This is a genomic window from Niveispirillum sp. CC-CTL257, from assembly GCF_059489915.1.
In genome coordinates, this window is sequence record NZ_JCAJXE010000001.1 from 1,428,535 (window position 1) to 1,443,042 (window position 14,508).

Consider the following 14,508-nt stretch of genomic DNA (forward strand, 5'->3'; position numbering starts at 1 on the left):
CCGGCGGCGGCACTGCCGCAGGGGCCAATACCGATGTGTTCCTTATCGCCCCCTGCCGTTCAACATTTTTCCCGCCAATCTGTTATAGTCGGGTTCGGTGCTGGGTGATCCATGTCAATGCCCGGTTCCGCGTATGGCGTGATGCTGGGTCAAGGATGCGTTTCCAAGCGGCAATGGCCGCGAAACGGCACAAGGGGGACCGGTCATGGCTTTTCGCAAGATCACCTGTTTCGTCACCGGCGGCGCGCGCGACGCTGCTGCCCTCGGATCGGCGTTGCTGCTGGCGGCACCCGCCAAGGGCAATGTCGCCGCCCTTTATCTGCGCGCCGACCCGCGTGATGTGATGCCGATGGTGGGCGAGGGTCTGTCGGGCGCACTGATCCAGGATCTGATGAAATCGCTGGAACAAGAGAATAAAAGCCACGCCGCCAAGGCCCGCGACCATCTGGAGAAGGCCTTGGCCGCCATTGGCGGCGTCTATTGCGACCGCGCCCCCGGCAGCGACCGGGTCAGCGGCAGCTTCGCAGAGGCAGCGGGCGTGACAGAGGATGTGATGGCCGCCGCCGCCCGCCTGTCCGACGTCACCGTCTTCCCGTCGGTTGCCAACGAGGACCGCACCGCCGTACTGGTCGGGCTTGAAGCCGCCTTGCTGGAGGGCGGGCGGCCACTGCTGGTGGCACCGGAACAGACGCCCGCTGTCCTGGGCCGCCGCGTGGCCATCGCCTGGAATGGTCGGACCCAGTCGGCCCGGGCCCTGGCGCTGGCCATGCCGCTGCTGTCGGGGGCCGATGCGGTGCATGTGCTGGGCGTTGATACAATGCGCACCGACGCGGAGGAAGCGGCCCCCGTCGTCGATTACCTCGCCTGGCACAATATCCCGGCGCAATATCACAAACTGTCCGGCGCGGGCAGCGTGGCGCAGCAGCTACAGGATGCCTGCGCAGAGGTCGGGGCCGACCTGCTGGTCATGGGCGGATACGGCCATTCACGGCTGCGTGAACTGATCCTGGGCGGCGTCACCCGCGCCATGCTGAACCAGACGACGCTGTCCCTGCTACTGGCGCACTGACTCGATACCAGCGGCATGAAATCTTGACCTGTGGTCAATCTTTCATGCCCCTCAGGTGCCGGCACCCACATCCGTGGGTTTGGCTAACGCCGCATGTGCGGCGCGGCGGTCGTCGCCGCCGTACCACCGGTCAAATAAATGACCGGTGGTATTATCCGCGTATCACGGCCCGCGCCTGCTGCCGCACCCCTGCCAGGATATTTTCCGAAAGGGCGGGGTCGGTGGCAGCGACGGCGCGGGCTAGGTTCATGCCGCCAACCAGGATGGAAACCAGGGCCGACGCCCTGCCCTCCGCCATGGGCTCGTCACCCGGCAGATGCGCACGGATGGCGGCGATATAGCGGGCCACCCCGGCGGAGAAATGCGCCCGCACCGGCCCGGACAGGCGCGAAACATCGCCTCCCAGCGCCACCATGGGGCACGGCCCCTCCCGGTCGCGATGTTCGACCGACGCATAATAATCGACATATTCCTCCAGGCTGGCCGATGCCTGGACCCGCCGCACGGCATTCCCGAAGCTGAGGTCGCAGACCTCTGCCGCCAGCGCCTCCTTCGACGCAAAATGCCCGTAGAAGCCGCCATGGGTCAGGCCGGCAGCCTGCGTCACCTCCGCCACACCCACCTTGTCAAAGCCGCGGGCACGGAACAGGCGTGATGCCGCCGTCAGGATGGCGTCGCGATGCTCCCCCGCCTTCTGCTTCGACACACGCACAACCCACCTCCCCTAAAAATGCCAACGATCCTGCTTGACCGTTTTGATGATAATCATCATGAATAATTTATCATTATGATCATCATCATTACCAGCGGCTTTCGCAAGGGCTGGTGACGGGGGGTGTGGCTTGTTCCTGTCTGATCGTCTGGCGGCGCGGCTGGCCGCGCGCAACATCCATTATGGCTGGGTCGTGGTGGCCGCGACCTTCCTCACCTCCATCACCGCCGCCGGGGCCGTGGGTGCGCCGGGCGTGTTGATGATCCCGTTGCAGAAGGAGTTCGGTTGGACCGCGTCAGAAATTTCAACGGCGCTGGCCATCCGTCTGGTGCTGTTCGGCCTGATGGGACCGTTCGCGGCGGCACTGATCAACCGGTTCGGGGTGCGGCGCATGGCGCTGACCTCGCTCTCCATCATCGGCGGCGGCATGATCCTGTCGCTGGGGATGAACAGCCTGTGGGAACTGGTCCTGTTGTGGGGTGTGGTGGTCGGGCTGGGCACCGGCATGACGGCCCTGGTGCTGGGCGCCACCATCGCCACCCGCTGGTTTACGGCCCGGCGCGGGCTGGTGATCGGCCTGCTGACAGCCAGTTCGGCCACCGGGCAGCTGGTTTTCATCCCGATGACGGCGTGGTTGGCGGAAGAGATCGGCTGGCGCACCGCCCTGTCGGTGATCTGCGCCATGCTGGCTGTGGCCGCCACCGGTGTGCTGCTGCTGATGCGCGACCGGCCGGGGGATGTGGGCCTGCGCGCCTATGGGGAGGCACCGGGGGCACCGGACCCCGCCCCGCCGCCCCCCGCCGGATCGGTGGCCTTCGCTGCCATCGACACGTTGCGCATGGCGGCGAAGACCAAGGTCTTCTGGGTACTGTTCGCCACCTTCTTCGTCTGCGGGGCCAGCACCAACGGCCTGATCCAGACGCATCTGGTGCCGATGTGCGTGGATTTCGGCATGCCGGCGGTAAAGGCGGCGGGTATGCTGGCCCTGATCGGCATTTTCGATTTCATCGGTACCGTGGCGTCGGGCTGGCTGTCCGACCGCTATGACAATCGCTGGCTGCTGTTCTGGTATTACGGCCTGCGCGGACTGTCGCTGCTCTACCTGCCCTATTCTGACTTCACCTTCTATGGCCTGTCGCTATTCGCTGTCTTCTATGGCCTGGACTGGGTGGCCACCGTGCCGCCGACCGTGAAGCTGACAGCGGAACGGTTCGGGCGGGAAAAGGCGAACCTCGTCTTCGGCTGGGTCTTCGCGGGCCATCAGTTGGGGGCCGCCTGTGCGGCCTTCGGCGGCGGCTTCTCCCGCACCTATCTGGAAAGCTACATGCCGGCCTTCTATGTCGCGGGTGTGCTCTGCCTGTTCGCGGCGCTGATGTGCCCGACCATGGGCCGGAAGGTACAGCCGGCGGCGGCGTAACCCGCCACCGGCTGCGGCCAGCCCTACAACGCCGCCAGGAACCCCGCCACACGGGGGCCGATCAGCGCACGGTGGGTGAAGATGGCGGCATGCCCGCCTTCCTCTACCGTCAGCAACTCCGCCCCCGGAATGCGGCGTGCCAGTTCCACCCCATGTCTTTCATAGGGCAACAGGGGATCGCACGTGCCATGCACCACCAGGGTGGGCACGCCGATCTCCGCCAGGGGGAAATGCTGTCTGCGGGTCACGCCGATATCATTCTCCGTCCCTGGCAACCGTTCCGCCAACCGGTCGAACATGCCGGCCCGCAGGTCACGATACAGCGGCATGGCGACCGCATCGGCGCGCAAGATGCGTTGATGTTCCGGGTCGGGGATTGATCGGCTGGAAATCCGGTCGGGATTGCGCAGCGCCCTGCCCTTCATCCACCCGACAAAGGCGGGCCAGCGGGCCAGCAGCCTGAACAGTTGAAAGCCCGGCGGGATCGGCATCGGCTCCGGCCCCGCACAGGTGGAAACCAGCACCAGCCCCCGGCAGCGTCCGGGATGGCGCAGGGCGAACATCAGGGCCGATGCACCCCCGCCCGATACGGCGATGACCGCGACCCGGTCCAGACCCAGATGGTCCAGCAGGGCGACATAGAGATCGGCCTGCGCCTCCGGCGTGCGGCCGGATGACAGCGGCGTACCGGGATAACCCGGACGCGCCGGCGCGATAACGCGCCCGGCATCGGCCCCGGTGACACGGGCCAGGATCATTCCCTGGTCCGTTCCGCCCATGGCCCCATGCAGGGACAGAACCGCCGGACCTTCCCCGGCATCGGCATAATGGATAAGGCCGCGTGGCGTCGCGGCCGTTGCTTCAGCAATCGACATGGACATGGCTGTTCCCCGTCTGTCGTGCCGATCCATGATGGATGTCGGTGGTCGCCGGCTTCCGACCTGGCACGGCTTTTCAGGAAAAGCGGTCGGTCGATGGAAGAAATGTGGGAATAATCGTGAAAACCATTTCGCGATGGCAGGTTTAGCTTTCCCGGAAGGGAACGGCGACGCCTGGGTGAACTGCCGACCGGGCGGGAGGATAACCCGCCCGGCCCCTGCTGGCAATCCCCCTGCCCACCACACTGCGGTCAGAGGTGCCGTATCTCTTCTGGCGGGTTCCACCAATTATCCCGCCGCCCATCGCAATAGGTAACGGGCGCAGAGACCAGATCCTCAATGCTGAGATCGTCAAGCGCCGCCACCCGTACCGACACCATGGCACCGCCCAGTTCCTCCAGATAGCCATCGCCATGGGTGTGCGTTCCACATTTGGCGCAGAACCTGTGAGACAGCTCAAACGTCTCCGTCTTACGGGCGTAAGTGGACAAGAGATCCGCACCGGACAGCAGTTCGAAATCTTCCGGCTTCAACCCGCAGACATTCCAGTTCCGCTGCTTCCAGCAGAAGGTGCAGTTGCATTTGCTGGTGCCGGAATGGATGTCCAGATGCGCCCGGAACCGGACAGCCCCACAATGGCAGCTGCCATGATACCAATGCTTTGTCGTCATTTTGTGATCCACGCGTTCAGGATTTGGGGGCGGTCAATTGGCGGTCGCTGTGAACCAGGGGGCCGCATCGACCACCCGGCCCGCCACCGCCTTCCGCACCAGGCGTTCCAGCAAGGCGCGGTTCTTATAGCTGGCGATGACCATCACCCGTTTGCCGGGATGGGACCGGACGGTGCGGACCACCTGCCCGGCCATATGGCTGTCCCACCGCGCCTGCGCCGCCGCGAATGACGGGCCGGCCAGGGCGAACTGCGCCGCCTGAACCCCAGCGGCGATGGCAGCCGTCTGTTCGTCCTGCACCTGCGCCGGTGACTGCCAATAGGCCAGCAGAACATCATCCATGGCTTTTTCCAGACGCGACAGGGCCGCCGCCCCCTCTGGATCGCGCTGGCTCAACGCCGCAAAGGCTGCACCCGCTTCACCGGCAAGTTCCTTGAACATCTCCCCACCGGGCTCCATGGCGACCGCGTCCACCCGCATCTCGGTCAGAAGCGGCCACACCATGGCGGGATATTCCGGCCGGCCCGGTGTCGCCTTGCGCTCCGCCAACTCGTCGGGCCGCACCTCCAGCACGAGAATATCGGGTTTGAAGGCCAGGATGGATGCGCGCAGCCGGTCATACCCGAAGGCCGGTTCACGATCGTGCAACTGATGCAACGCGCCGACAATCAGGACCGGGCCGTCCGGCATGGCTGTATCAGCACTGGTCGGCGCCGCCAGCAGAAGCGGCAGGGCCAGAAGCAAGGAACGCAGTCGAAAGATCATGGCAGGTTCCGTTGTGACAATGAACAGAACCAGGGTTCATGTGTCACACCCCAAGCCGCCAGCACGTATCGGCAAGCGGGACCGCCCGGTCGGCAACCGGGATCAGGACGGCAGAAGGGACTTGAAACCGTCGCGATACCGCCGACTGAGGCGCAGAATGTCACCATTATGCAGAATCAGGCTGGCATCCCCCCGGCCCAGGCTTCGCACCTCCCGCACTCGGTCCAACCGCACGATGGCACCGCGATGCACCCGGACAAAGGTGGTACTGGGCAATTCCTCGGTCAGTGAAGTCAGGCTCCGGTCCGTCAGCAGCGTGCGGCCACCAGCATGGATTTCGGCATAATCGCCTGCCGCCGCGATCCAGTCGATGTCCTGAAACGGTACAAACTGCAACCCGCCAGCCACGCGCACCCACAGCCCCTCCGCGCCCACCGGTGCCGGCGATGGCGTCGCCACCACCACCGGTGCCATGACGGGCGGGTTCCATTGTCGGCGGAGGCGGGCAAGCGCGATCAGGGCGATATAGGCAAAGGCAGAATTGTCCAGGTTCGCGAAGAACACCGCCTTCGCCATGGTCAGCAGTGACAGCCCCTGCCCGCCATAGATCGGCCAGTACAGCAGAACGAACAATGTGAGATGCAGAAGGACGGTCAGCGGATAACCCGCCAGCCACACGCAGACGGTGGCGGCCCGACCCAACCGCCGCTGCTCCACCGCCCTTGCCGCCCGCAGCACCGCCGGCGTCAACAGCCCCCAAACTGAAAAGACCGCCACCGTATAATGAAAGGCCGGCCACCATGCCTGCACCCGGCCCGTATAAGCCGCAAAAATCTGCCCCTGCACCGTGCTGATCAGCGCAACGCACAACCAGACTAAGGCTGAAACCACCCATAGCGGCCACCGCCGGGTTTCGGGAACAGGTTCACTGATCGGGGCGTGTTGGTCTGCCTGGGTCACGGCATCGTCCGTGTCGAATATCGGCCCCCGCGCGCATTGTTGCGGCGAACAAGAGCGATAAGCAGCGCCCCTGGCGTCTGCCGAACTGCCGTATATGTCATGGGGAGAATGGCGGAGGGGATGGGATTCGAACCCACGGTACCAGTTTCCCGGTACGACGGTTTAGCAAACCGTTGCCTTCAGCCGCTCGGCCACCCCTCCGCACCGTCTGCAGCAGACCGGTTGAACCGGGGCTGCGTCGGTGAGAGGGGTGTTTAGTGGCATGAAGCGGGCTTGTCAACGGCGCTGCAACACCCCATTCTTAAAAAGTGATCCCGGCAGTGATGCGCGGGACATACCGGGACGGGGGCGGCCCGGTTCTCCGCCGCACAAACGCGGTATCGCACGGGTTCGTCCCCGCGCCCTATGAATGGAGTTCGACACCATGTTCGGACATGAAAAGCCCATCGCCATGACCGACACCGCCGTGATTCGTGCCGATGGCACTGGTTTCAAGGCTGGCCTTCTGGCCGGCATCCTGGGTCTGTCCCTGATGGTTCTGGCTGCCGGCACCGCCGCTGCCGCCGAAAGCGCCTGGGACGGTATCCCATCCAAGAAGGCGCCAAAGCTGGTGACCGAGGGGCTGACCGAACAGGACCATGCCAATCTCGACAAGGTCTTTGTGAAGCCCGGCGTCAATCTCGCCTCTTATGGCAAGGTGATGTTGGCCCCCATGGATACCGCCATTGAGCGCCGCTTTGACGAGGTGCTGCTGTCGGTGCGCGAACGCGACCATGCGTTTGAGTACATGACCAAGCAACTGGAAGAAGCGTTCGGGCCGGCCATGGTGAAGGAGCCGGGGCCGGGTGTCCTAAAGCTGGCCATCACCTTCACCGACTATGTCCCCAACCGCTCCTTCCACGCCGAGAAGGCACGCGGCGGCGGCACCGTTGACCGCGTCTATTCCGTTGGCCGTGCCGCCTTTCAGGCGACCCTGACGGATAGCCAGACAGGTCAGGTGGTGGCCGTCATCGCCGATGCCGATATGGGGCTGCCCTTCCCCGACAATATCAACAGCTACACGATTTATGGCGATGCGGACCGGTTCACCCGCCGCTGGGCCAAGCAGATCGCCAAGCTGGTGACGGGCGACGCCGCCAGCTGACCTTGTTGACAACAGTGATGGACTGATCAGGCGCCGGGGTCACACCCGGCGCCTTTTCTGTGCGTGGCGCACAAGCCACCCCGGAGGAATCGGGACTGCCGCACAACATCCGGGCGCAGGCATAGTGTTCTCCATCGCGGGTCCCCTGCCCGCCCTTGGATGCCTATTGATGAACCATTTCCTTGCTGCCATCGTCGACCCGTTCCTGCTGGCCCTTCTGGCGACAGTGGGGCTGGCGGCCCTGTTACCCGCCGCGGGAACTGTGGCGGGCATTGTCGATATCGTGGCCGACATCGCCATCGCGCTGTTGTTCTTCTTCCACGGGGCCAAGCTGTCGCGCGACGCCATCCTAGCCGGCATGGGCCACTGGCGTCTGCACCTGACGGTACTGGCCAGCACGTTTGTTCTGTTCCCGCTGCTGGGGCTGGCGGCGGGCCTGCTGCCGGCCTCCGCTCTCTCGCCGGTCATCGCCACAGGCATCCTTTATCTCTGCCTGCTGCCCTCCACGGTGCAAAGCTCCATCGCCTTTGTCTCCATCGCGGGCGGCAATGTGCCGGCGGCCATCTGTTCGGCGTCGGCCTCCAACCTGCTGGGCATCTTCATTACCCCGCTGATGGTGGGTCTGCTGATGAATACCGGCGGACAGGGCGGCATCTCACTGGCGGCGCTGGAAGCAATCATCCTGCAACTGCTGGTGCCCTTCATCGTCGGTCACCTTGCCCGCCCCCTGATTGGGCGGTTCGTGCAGAAGCATAAACAGACCATTTCCTACACCGACCGGGGATCAATCCTGCTGGTGGTCTATTCCGCCTTTAGCGCCGCCGTGGTTGAGGGGCTGTGGCATAAGGTGGCCCTTTCCGATCTGCTGGTGATCAGTACGGCTAGCATCATCCTGCTGGCTGTCGTCCTGGGTGTAACGGCGCTGATCGGCCGCTGGCTGGGCTTCACCCGGGCCGACCGGATCGTGCTGGTCTTTTGCGGTTCGAAGAAGAGCCTGGTGTCGGGCGTGCCCATGGCGGGCGTGCTGTTCCCCGTGGCGCAGGTCGGCCTGATCATCCTGCCGCTGATGATCTTTCACCAGATACAGTTGGTGGTCTGCACCTGGCTGGCGGCGCGGTATCGCCAGTCGGCATGAAAAAGGCCGCCGGATCGCGCCGGCGGCCTTCCACTCACCTGTTTGAAAGCCTCAGCCCTTAAGCTTGGCCGCCAGGATTTCATTCACCATGGCCGGGTTGGCCTTGCCCTGACTGGCCTTCATCACCTGACCGACGAAGAAGCCGAACAGCTTGTCCTTGCCGGACCGATATTCGGCCACCTTATCGGGGTTGGCCTCCATCACCTGGGCGATGACGGCATCGATGGCGCCCGTATCGGTGACCTGACGCAGGCCCTTCTCATCGACGATGGCGATGGCCAACTTGCCCGTCTCCAGCATCAGCGCGAACACATCCTTGGCCAGACGGCCGGAGATGGTGTTGTCCGCCACCAGATCGATCAAACCGCCCAGGTCAGCGGCACTGATCGGCGATTCGGTGATGTCCTTGCCCGTCTTGTTCAAGGCACCCAGCAGATCACCGATCAGGAAGTTAGCGGCCATCTTCGGGTCACGACCCTTGGCCACTTCCTCATAGAAGTCGCCACGGGCCTTTTCGGCCACCAGAACGCCGGCATCATAGGAGGTCAGCTTATACTGCTCCATGAACCGCGCCTTCTTATCGTCGGGCAGTTCGGGGAGGGTCGCCTTGATCTGATCCACCAGTTCCTGCTCCAGAACCAGCGGCAGCAGGTCCGGATCGGGGAAGTAACGGTAATCATGCGCTTCTTCCTTGGACCGCATGGAACGGGTCACGCCCTTGCCCGGATCCCACAGGCGGGTTTCCTGGACGATGGTGCCGCCTTCCTCGATCACTTCGATCTGGCGCTGCGCCTCATACTCAATGGCCTGCTGCACATAGCGGATGGAATTGACGTTCTTCGTCTCCGTCCGCGTGCCCAGCGGCCCGCCCGGCTTGCGCACCGACACGTTGATGTCGCAGCGCATGGAGCCTTCTTCCATGTTGCCGTCGCAGGTTTCCAGATAGCGCAGGATGGTGCGCAGCTTGCGCAGGTAAGCCGCCGCCTCTTCCGGGCTGCGCATGTCGGGCTTCGACACGATCTCCATCAACGCCACGCCGGCCCGGTTCAGGTCGACATAGGTCTTGGACGGATGCTGGTCATGCATCGACTTGCCGGCATCCATTTCCAGATGCAGGCGCTCAATCCCCACTTCCCGCGTGGCACCATCGGCCAGATCCAGGATCAGCGTGCCCTCGCCCACGATGGGCTGCTTGAACTGGCTGATCTGATATCCCGACGGCAGGTCGGCGTAGAAATAATTCTTACGGTCGAAGACGCTGCGCAGATTGATCTGCGCCTTCAGGCCCAGGCCGGTCTTAACCGCCTGTTCCACGCAGACCTGATTGATCACAGGCAGCATGCCGGGGAAGCCGGCATCGACGAAGCTGACTTGGCTGTTGGGGGCCGCGCCAAAGGCCGTGGCGGCCCCGCTAAACAGCTTGGCATTGGAAATGACCTGGGCATGGACCTCCAGCCCGATCACCACTTCCCATTCACCCGTTTCGCCCTGAATCCGGTAAGCCATCGTCTCTGCACTCTGTGATAACGGAAAGACTAAGGGCTTTTCATGGCCGGATTCGGGGCAAAGGGCAAGGGGGTTGGACGCCATAGAGGGTTGAAGCGACACCATTACACGGTCGCTTAAAATCGTTTTGCGCCCCGTACCGCCAGCATGACGGCATAAAGACCGCTGGTCGCACATATATAAAGCCGGTTGCCGCGTGCGCCCCCGAACTCCACATTCGCCACCCATTCCGGCACCAGCACACGGGCGATCAGGCTGCCATCGGGGTGATAACAATGGACCCCGTCATCCTCCGCCATCCAGAGATGGCCCAACTCGTCACAGCGCAGCCCATCGAACCCCGCCTGTTCGGATGTGGCAAACACCTCTCCGCCTGACAAACGCCCCTCATCGCCCACCCGGAAGGCCCGGACATGGCAGGGGCCGTCGGGCCGGTGCGTGCGGCCCGTATCCACCACATAAAGCGTCTTCTCGTCGGGGGAGAAACAGATGCCGTTAGGCTTCACAAAATCATCGGCCACCACATCCACGGCCCCGGTAACGGGGTCGATGCGATAGACATGGCTGCCCCCGATCTCACTGACGGCCTTGTAACCCTCATAATCGCTGTCGATTCCATAGGTCGGGTCGGTAAACCAGATGGAGCCGTCGGATTTCACCACCACATCATTGGGGCTGTTCAGGCGCTTGCCATTCCAACGGTCGGCCAGAACGGTGATGCTGCCATCATGTTCGGTGCGCACCACGCGCCGCCCGCCATGTTCGCAGGTGACCAGACGCCCCTGCCGGTCCACGGTGTTACCATTGGAAAAGCCGGATGGGCGCCGGAATTCCCCCACCGCCCCCGTCGCCTCGTCAAAGCGCAGCATGCGTTCATTGGGAATGTCGGACCAGATCAGGGTGCGGTGCGCCGGGAAATAGGCCGGCCCCTCCGCCCAGCGGCAATCGCCATACAGTTTCTCTACCTTCGCGGAACGGCGGATCACGGCGCGGGCGCGCACCGGGTCATGGATGATGAAATCGGCGTCGGACATGCTGTCTCCGAAGGGCCAGAAGCTACGATGGCGGGGATATTATATGATAAGTAAAGCCGCCTTACGGCTTTTTGCTACCGCTTGCCGCCGCGTTGCGGCCTTGGCCTGCGGTGGCAGCGCCTTTATCCTGCGCTCATGAGCGAGCTCGACCCCTTTGACTGCGCCATCCTGGCCTTGATGCAGGACGATGCGCGCCTGAAATCCGACGCTGTGGCCGAACGGGTGGGCCTGTCCCCCACGGCGGTGCAGCGGCGGCTGAAGCGTCTTCGCGCCGACGGCGTGATTCAGGCGGAACCGCTGGTTCTGTCGCCAGCCAAGGTGGGCCGCCCCCCGACCGCCATCGTGTCCATCACCCTGGCGTGCGGCGGGTCAGTGGTGGTGGACGAGATGGGCCGGCAGTTGCGGGCGGCACCGGAGGTACAGCAATGCTGGTACACGGCGGGCGATGCGGATTTCGTGGCCGTGGTAACCGCCCGCGACATGGCGGATTACGACGCCTTCACGCGCCGCGTCCTGATGGACAATGCCCTGATCCAGAAATTTTCCACCATTTTTGCCCTGTCGCCGGTCAAGTCCGGCCTGTCCCTGCCGCTTGATTGAAGTTTCACGCAACCCCGCCCTTCGCTGCGGCGGGTGGACGGGTCCGCCCTGGCGTGCCATGTAAGCAGCCCTATTCAACCCACCTGGAGCGTCCAGGACATGATGTCGCCCGCCGCCAATGACCTGCTGGTACTGGCCCTGCCCAAGGGTCGGATTCTGGATGAGGTGAGGCCGTTGCTGCATCATGTCGGCATCGTGCCGGAAGCCGATTTCGACAATCCGAAATCCCGCGCCCTGAAGTTCGACACCAATCTTCCACATGTGAAGATCATCCGTGTGCGCAGCTTTGATGTCGCCACCTTCGTGGCCTTCGGCGCCGCCCATCTGGGTGTGTGCGGCAGCGACGTGCTGATGGAATTCGACTATCCGGATATCTACACGCCGCTGGACCTGGGTATCGGCAAGTGCCGCATCGCGGTTGCCGAGCCGGTGGACCTGTCCACCAGTGACGATCCGTCACGCTGGTCCCATGTGCGCGTCGCCACCAAATACCCGGAGATAACCCGCCGACATTTCGCGGCGCGCGGCGTACAGGCCGAATGCATCAAGCTGAACGGCGCCATGGAACTGGCCCCCAACCTTGGCCTATGCTCGCGCATCGTTGACCTTGTCTCCACCGGCACCACCTTGAAGGCCAATGGATTGGTTGAGATCGAGCATATCGCCGATATCTCCTCCCGCCTTGTCGTCAACCGCGCCGCTTTCAAGACGCGCCACGGCGAAATCCAGGGCTGGATCGACCGTTTTCAGGAGGCCATCGGCAATGCCGGTTAAATTCTCCACCCGCGACGCCGATTTCGAGGCCCGTTTTCAGGAGCTGCTGGGTGCTAAGCGTGAGGTTCAGGAAGACCTGAACAATGCCGTGACATCCATCTTGAACGATGTGAAGGCACGCGGCGACGCGGCGGTTCTGGAGTACACCAAGCGCTGGGACCGTCTGGACATCACCGCCGACGCCATGGCCTTCACGGCGGACGAAATCGCCGATGCGGTATCCAAGTGCGACGCCGAAACGCTGGACGCCCTGAAACTGGCCGCCGCGCGGATTGAGGCGTTCCACCGCACACAACCCATCGAATCCTCCTTCTTCACCGATCCCGCTGGCGTGCGCTTAGGCGCGCGCTGGACGCCGGTCGGTGCGGTCGGTCTTTACGTGCCGGGCGGTCTGGCTTCCTACCCCTCCTCCGTGTTGATGAATGCCATCCCGGCCAAGGTGGCGGGTGTGCCGCGCATCGCCATGGTGGTTCCCACGCCCGATGGCGTGATCAATCCGCTGGTCCTGGCCGCCGCCCAACTGGCTGGCGTGACGGAGATTTACCGTATCGGCGGGGCGCAGGCGGTCGGGGCCTTGGCCTTCGGAACCGAAACCATCAAGCCGGTGGACAAGATCACCGGCCCCGGCAATGCCTTTGTCGCCGCCGCTAAGCGGCAGGTTTTCGGCACTGTCGGCATCGACATGATCGCCGGCCCGTCGGAAATCCTGGTGGTCGCCGATGGGCAGAACGACCCCGCCTGGATCGCCGCCGACCTGCTGTCGCAGGCCGAACACGACACCAGCGCGCAAAGCATCCTGATCACCGACGATGCGGCCTTTGCCGATGCCGTGGCAGCGGCGGTCGATACGCATCTGGCCACCCTGCCTCGCGCGGAAATCGCCGGGACCTCCTGGCGCGACCATGGGGCCATCATCCTGGTGGATCGTCTGGACGATGCGGTGCCGCTGGTGGACCGGCTGGCACCCGAACACCTGGAATTGGCCGTGGCCGATCCCGATGCGCTCGCCGCCAATATCCGCAATGCCGGCGCCATCTTCCTGGGCCGCTACACACCGGAAGCCATCGGTGATTATGTCGCTGGCCCTAACCATGTGCTGCCCACGGCCCGCTCGGCCCGCTTCTCCAGCGGTCTGAACGTCTTGGACTTCATGAAGCGCACCACGCTTGTTGGCTGCACGCCTGAAAGCCTCGCGAAGATCGGCCCGGCGGCAGTGTCGCTGGCCAATTCCGAAGGGCTGGGCGCCCACGCCTTGTCGGTGGCGATCCGTCTGCGCTGACGCGTTCCAGCTTGCCAAGCGGGGTGCTGGGCAGGCAGGTTAAGAAAACATAAAGACAACCACCGGGGAGGGATGATGAACGCGCCGCACCACCGCATCGTCCATGTGGAACTGGTGGAGAAGAATGTCATCCGCCGCAACATGGAGGTGGAGCATGAACGCGCCGTCGCCCTGTTCGACCTCATGGATGAGAACCGCTTCGCCCTGGTGGAGACACCGGACGAAGGACCGTTTCGCCTGTTCCTGTCGGCGGAAGATAACCGGCTGATCTTTGATGTCCGCAAGGAAGATGACAGCCCGTTGAACCGGCTGACCCTGCCGCTGACCCCGTTTCGCACCATCGTGCGCGACTATTTCATGATCTGCGACAGCTATTACAAAGCCATCAAGACGGCGTCCCCGTCCCAGATCGAAGCCATCGATATGGGACGGCGCGGCCTGCACAATGAAGGATCGGAACTGCTGCGGGAGCGGCTGGCCGGCAAGGCCGAAATGGACCTGAACACGGCCCGGCGCCTGTTCACGCTCATCTGCGTGCTGCATATCCGGAACTGAGTGTCGCGT

At 63.8% G+C, this 14,508-nt stretch carries 15 protein-coding genes and 1 tRNA gene; 8 read left to right on the top strand and 8 right to left on the bottom strand.

Annotated features, from left to right (window positions below; translation table 11 throughout):
- Positions 1–205: 205 nt before the first annotated feature.
- The gene (locus tag ABC729_RS06815; RefSeq protein WP_495606882.1) at positions 206–1,069 is read left to right on the top strand and encodes a universal stress protein; all 864 of its coding nucleotides are present in this window, start codon (positions 206–208) and stop codon (positions 1,067–1,069) included.
- Between the two features lie 151 nt (positions 1,070–1,220).
- Here the strand turns inward: ABC729_RS06815 and ABC729_RS06820 are convergent, their stop codons facing one another.
- Positions 1,221–1,781, bottom strand: a complete 561-nt coding sequence (locus tag ABC729_RS06820) for a TetR/AcrR family transcriptional regulator (protein ID WP_495606883.1) — start codon at positions 1,779–1,781, stop codon at positions 1,221–1,223.
- Positions 1,782–1,911: 130 nt separating this feature from the next.
- Here ABC729_RS06820 and ABC729_RS06825 point away from each other — a divergent pair, with 130 nt between their 5' ends.
- Positions 1,912–3,198 carry an MFS transporter gene (locus ABC729_RS06825; RefSeq protein WP_495606884.1) on the top strand — a complete coding sequence of 429 codons (1,287 nt, stop codon included), beginning with the start codon at positions 1,912–1,914 and terminating at the stop codon, positions 3,196–3,198.
- Between the two features lie 23 nt (positions 3,199–3,221).
- Here ABC729_RS06825 and ABC729_RS06830 read toward each other — a convergent pair whose 3' ends face one another.
- The 5 genes from ABC729_RS06830 to ABC729_RS06850 all read right to left on the bottom strand — a co-directional run bounded on the left by ABC729_RS06830 (position 3,222) and on the right by ABC729_RS06850 (position 6,673).
- Positions 3,222–4,079 (bottom strand): alpha/beta fold hydrolase, encoded by an 858-nt coding sequence (locus ABC729_RS06830; protein WP_495606885.1) that lies wholly within the window; start codon positions 4,077–4,079, stop codon positions 3,222–3,224.
- A 248-nt stretch (positions 4,080–4,327) separates the two neighbouring features.
- Positions 4,328–4,747: a GFA family protein gene (locus ABC729_RS06835; RefSeq protein WP_495606886.1), complete on the bottom strand. Its 420-nt coding sequence runs from the start codon at positions 4,745–4,747 to the stop codon at positions 4,328–4,330.
- Positions 4,748–4,780: 33 nt separating this feature from the next.
- Positions 4,781–5,512, bottom strand: coding sequence for a TraB/GumN family protein (locus tag ABC729_RS06840; RefSeq protein ID WP_495606887.1), 732 nt, complete (start codon positions 5,510–5,512; stop codon positions 4,781–4,783).
- 102 nt (positions 5,513–5,614) lie between these two features.
- Entirely contained in the window at positions 5,615–6,403 is a 789-nt protein-coding gene (locus ABC729_RS06845) for a LytR/AlgR family response regulator transcription factor (protein WP_495606888.1), read from the bottom strand.
- Positions 6,404–6,581: 178 nt separating this feature from the next.
- Positions 6,582–6,673 (bottom strand) — tRNA-Ser (locus ABC729_RS06850).
- A gap of 223 nt (positions 6,674–6,896) precedes the next feature.
- Between ABC729_RS06850 and ABC729_RS06855 the strand changes: the two genes are divergently transcribed.
- On the top strand, positions 6,897–7,616 hold the full coding sequence (locus ABC729_RS06855; RefSeq protein ID WP_495606889.1) for a DUF3313 family protein: 720 nt from the start codon (positions 6,897–6,899) through the stop codon (positions 7,614–7,616).
- 169 nt (positions 7,617–7,785) lie between these two features.
- Entirely contained in the window at positions 7,786–8,751 is a 966-nt protein-coding gene (locus ABC729_RS06860; RefSeq protein ID WP_495606890.1) for a bile acid:sodium symporter family protein, read from the top strand.
- Positions 8,752–8,802: 51 nt separating this feature from the next.
- Here ABC729_RS06860 and gatB read toward each other — a convergent pair whose 3' ends face one another.
- Both gatB and ABC729_RS06870 read right to left on the bottom strand, forming a co-directional pair.
- Positions 8,803–10,257 (bottom strand): Asp-tRNA(Asn)/Glu-tRNA(Gln) amidotransferase subunit GatB, encoded by a 1,455-nt coding sequence (gatB, locus tag ABC729_RS06865; protein ID WP_495606891.1) that lies wholly within the window; start codon positions 10,255–10,257, stop codon positions 8,803–8,805.
- 116 nt (positions 10,258–10,373) lie between these two features.
- On the bottom strand, positions 10,374–11,291 hold the full coding sequence (locus tag ABC729_RS06870) for an SMP-30/gluconolactonase/LRE family protein (protein WP_495606892.1): 918 nt from the start codon (positions 11,289–11,291) through the stop codon (positions 10,374–10,376).
- Between the two features lie 135 nt (positions 11,292–11,426).
- Here ABC729_RS06870 and ABC729_RS06875 point away from each other — a divergent pair, with 135 nt between their 5' ends.
- From ABC729_RS06875 to ABC729_RS06890, 4 genes are all read left to right on the top strand, one after another.
- Positions 11,427–11,891: an Lrp/AsnC family transcriptional regulator gene (locus ABC729_RS06875; RefSeq protein WP_495606893.1), complete on the top strand. Its 465-nt coding sequence runs from the start codon at positions 11,427–11,429 to the stop codon at positions 11,889–11,891.
- Positions 11,892–11,993: 102 nt separating this feature from the next.
- A complete protein-coding gene (hisG, locus tag ABC729_RS06880; RefSeq protein WP_495608650.1) occupies positions 11,994–12,665 on the top strand; it encodes an ATP phosphoribosyltransferase in 672 nt (223 codons plus the stop codon).
- The gene (gene hisD / locus ABC729_RS06885) at positions 12,655–13,944 is read left to right on the top strand and encodes a histidinol dehydrogenase (RefSeq protein ID WP_495606894.1); all 1,290 of its coding nucleotides are present in this window, start codon (positions 12,655–12,657) and stop codon (positions 13,942–13,944) included. The genes hisG and hisD overlap by 11 nt, the downstream gene beginning before the upstream one ends.
- Before the next feature lie 72 nt (positions 13,945–14,016).
- Positions 14,017–14,499, top strand: a complete 483-nt coding sequence (locus tag ABC729_RS06890; RefSeq protein ID WP_102111406.1) for a UPF0262 family protein — start codon at positions 14,017–14,019, stop codon at positions 14,497–14,499.
- Positions 14,500–14,508: the final 9 nt, after the last annotated feature.

Coding starts and splice junctions, on each gene's coding strand:
- hisD (WP_495606894.1), top strand. CDS start 12,655: ATGCCGGTTAAATTCTCCACCCGCGACGCCGATTTCGAGGCCCGTTTT.
- ABC729_RS06830 (WP_495606885.1), bottom strand. CDS start 4,079: ATGTCCATGTCGATTGCTGAAGCAACGGCCGCGACGCCACGCGGCCTT.
- ABC729_RS06815 (WP_495606882.1), top strand. CDS start 206: ATGGCTTTTCGCAAGATCACCTGTTTCGTCACCGGCGGCGCGCGCGAC.
- hisG (WP_495608650.1), top strand. CDS start 11,994: ATGTCGCCCGCCGCCAATGACCTGCTGGTACTGGCCCTGCCCAAGGGT.
- gatB (WP_495606891.1), bottom strand. CDS start 10,257: ATGGCTTACCGGATTCAGGGCGAAACGGGTGAATGGGAAGTGGTGATC.
- ABC729_RS06840 (WP_495606887.1), bottom strand. CDS start 5,512: ATGATCTTTCGACTGCGTTCCTTGCTTCTGGCCCTGCCGCTTCTGCTG.
- ABC729_RS06835 (WP_495606886.1), bottom strand. CDS start 4,747: ATGACGACAAAGCATTGGTATCATGGCAGCTGCCATTGTGGGGCTGTC.
- ABC729_RS06870 (WP_495606892.1), bottom strand. CDS start 11,291: ATGTCCGACGCCGATTTCATCATCCATGACCCGGTGCGCGCCCGCGCC.
- ABC729_RS06875 (WP_495606893.1), top strand. CDS start 11,427: ATGAGCGAGCTCGACCCCTTTGACTGCGCCATCCTGGCCTTGATGCAG.
- ABC729_RS06860 (WP_495606890.1), top strand. CDS start 7,786: ATGAACCATTTCCTTGCTGCCATCGTCGACCCGTTCCTGCTGGCCCTT.
- ABC729_RS06855 (WP_495606889.1), top strand. CDS start 6,897: ATGTTCGGACATGAAAAGCCCATCGCCATGACCGACACCGCCGTGATT.
- ABC729_RS06890 (WP_102111406.1), top strand. CDS start 14,017: ATGATGAACGCGCCGCACCACCGCATCGTCCATGTGGAACTGGTGGAG.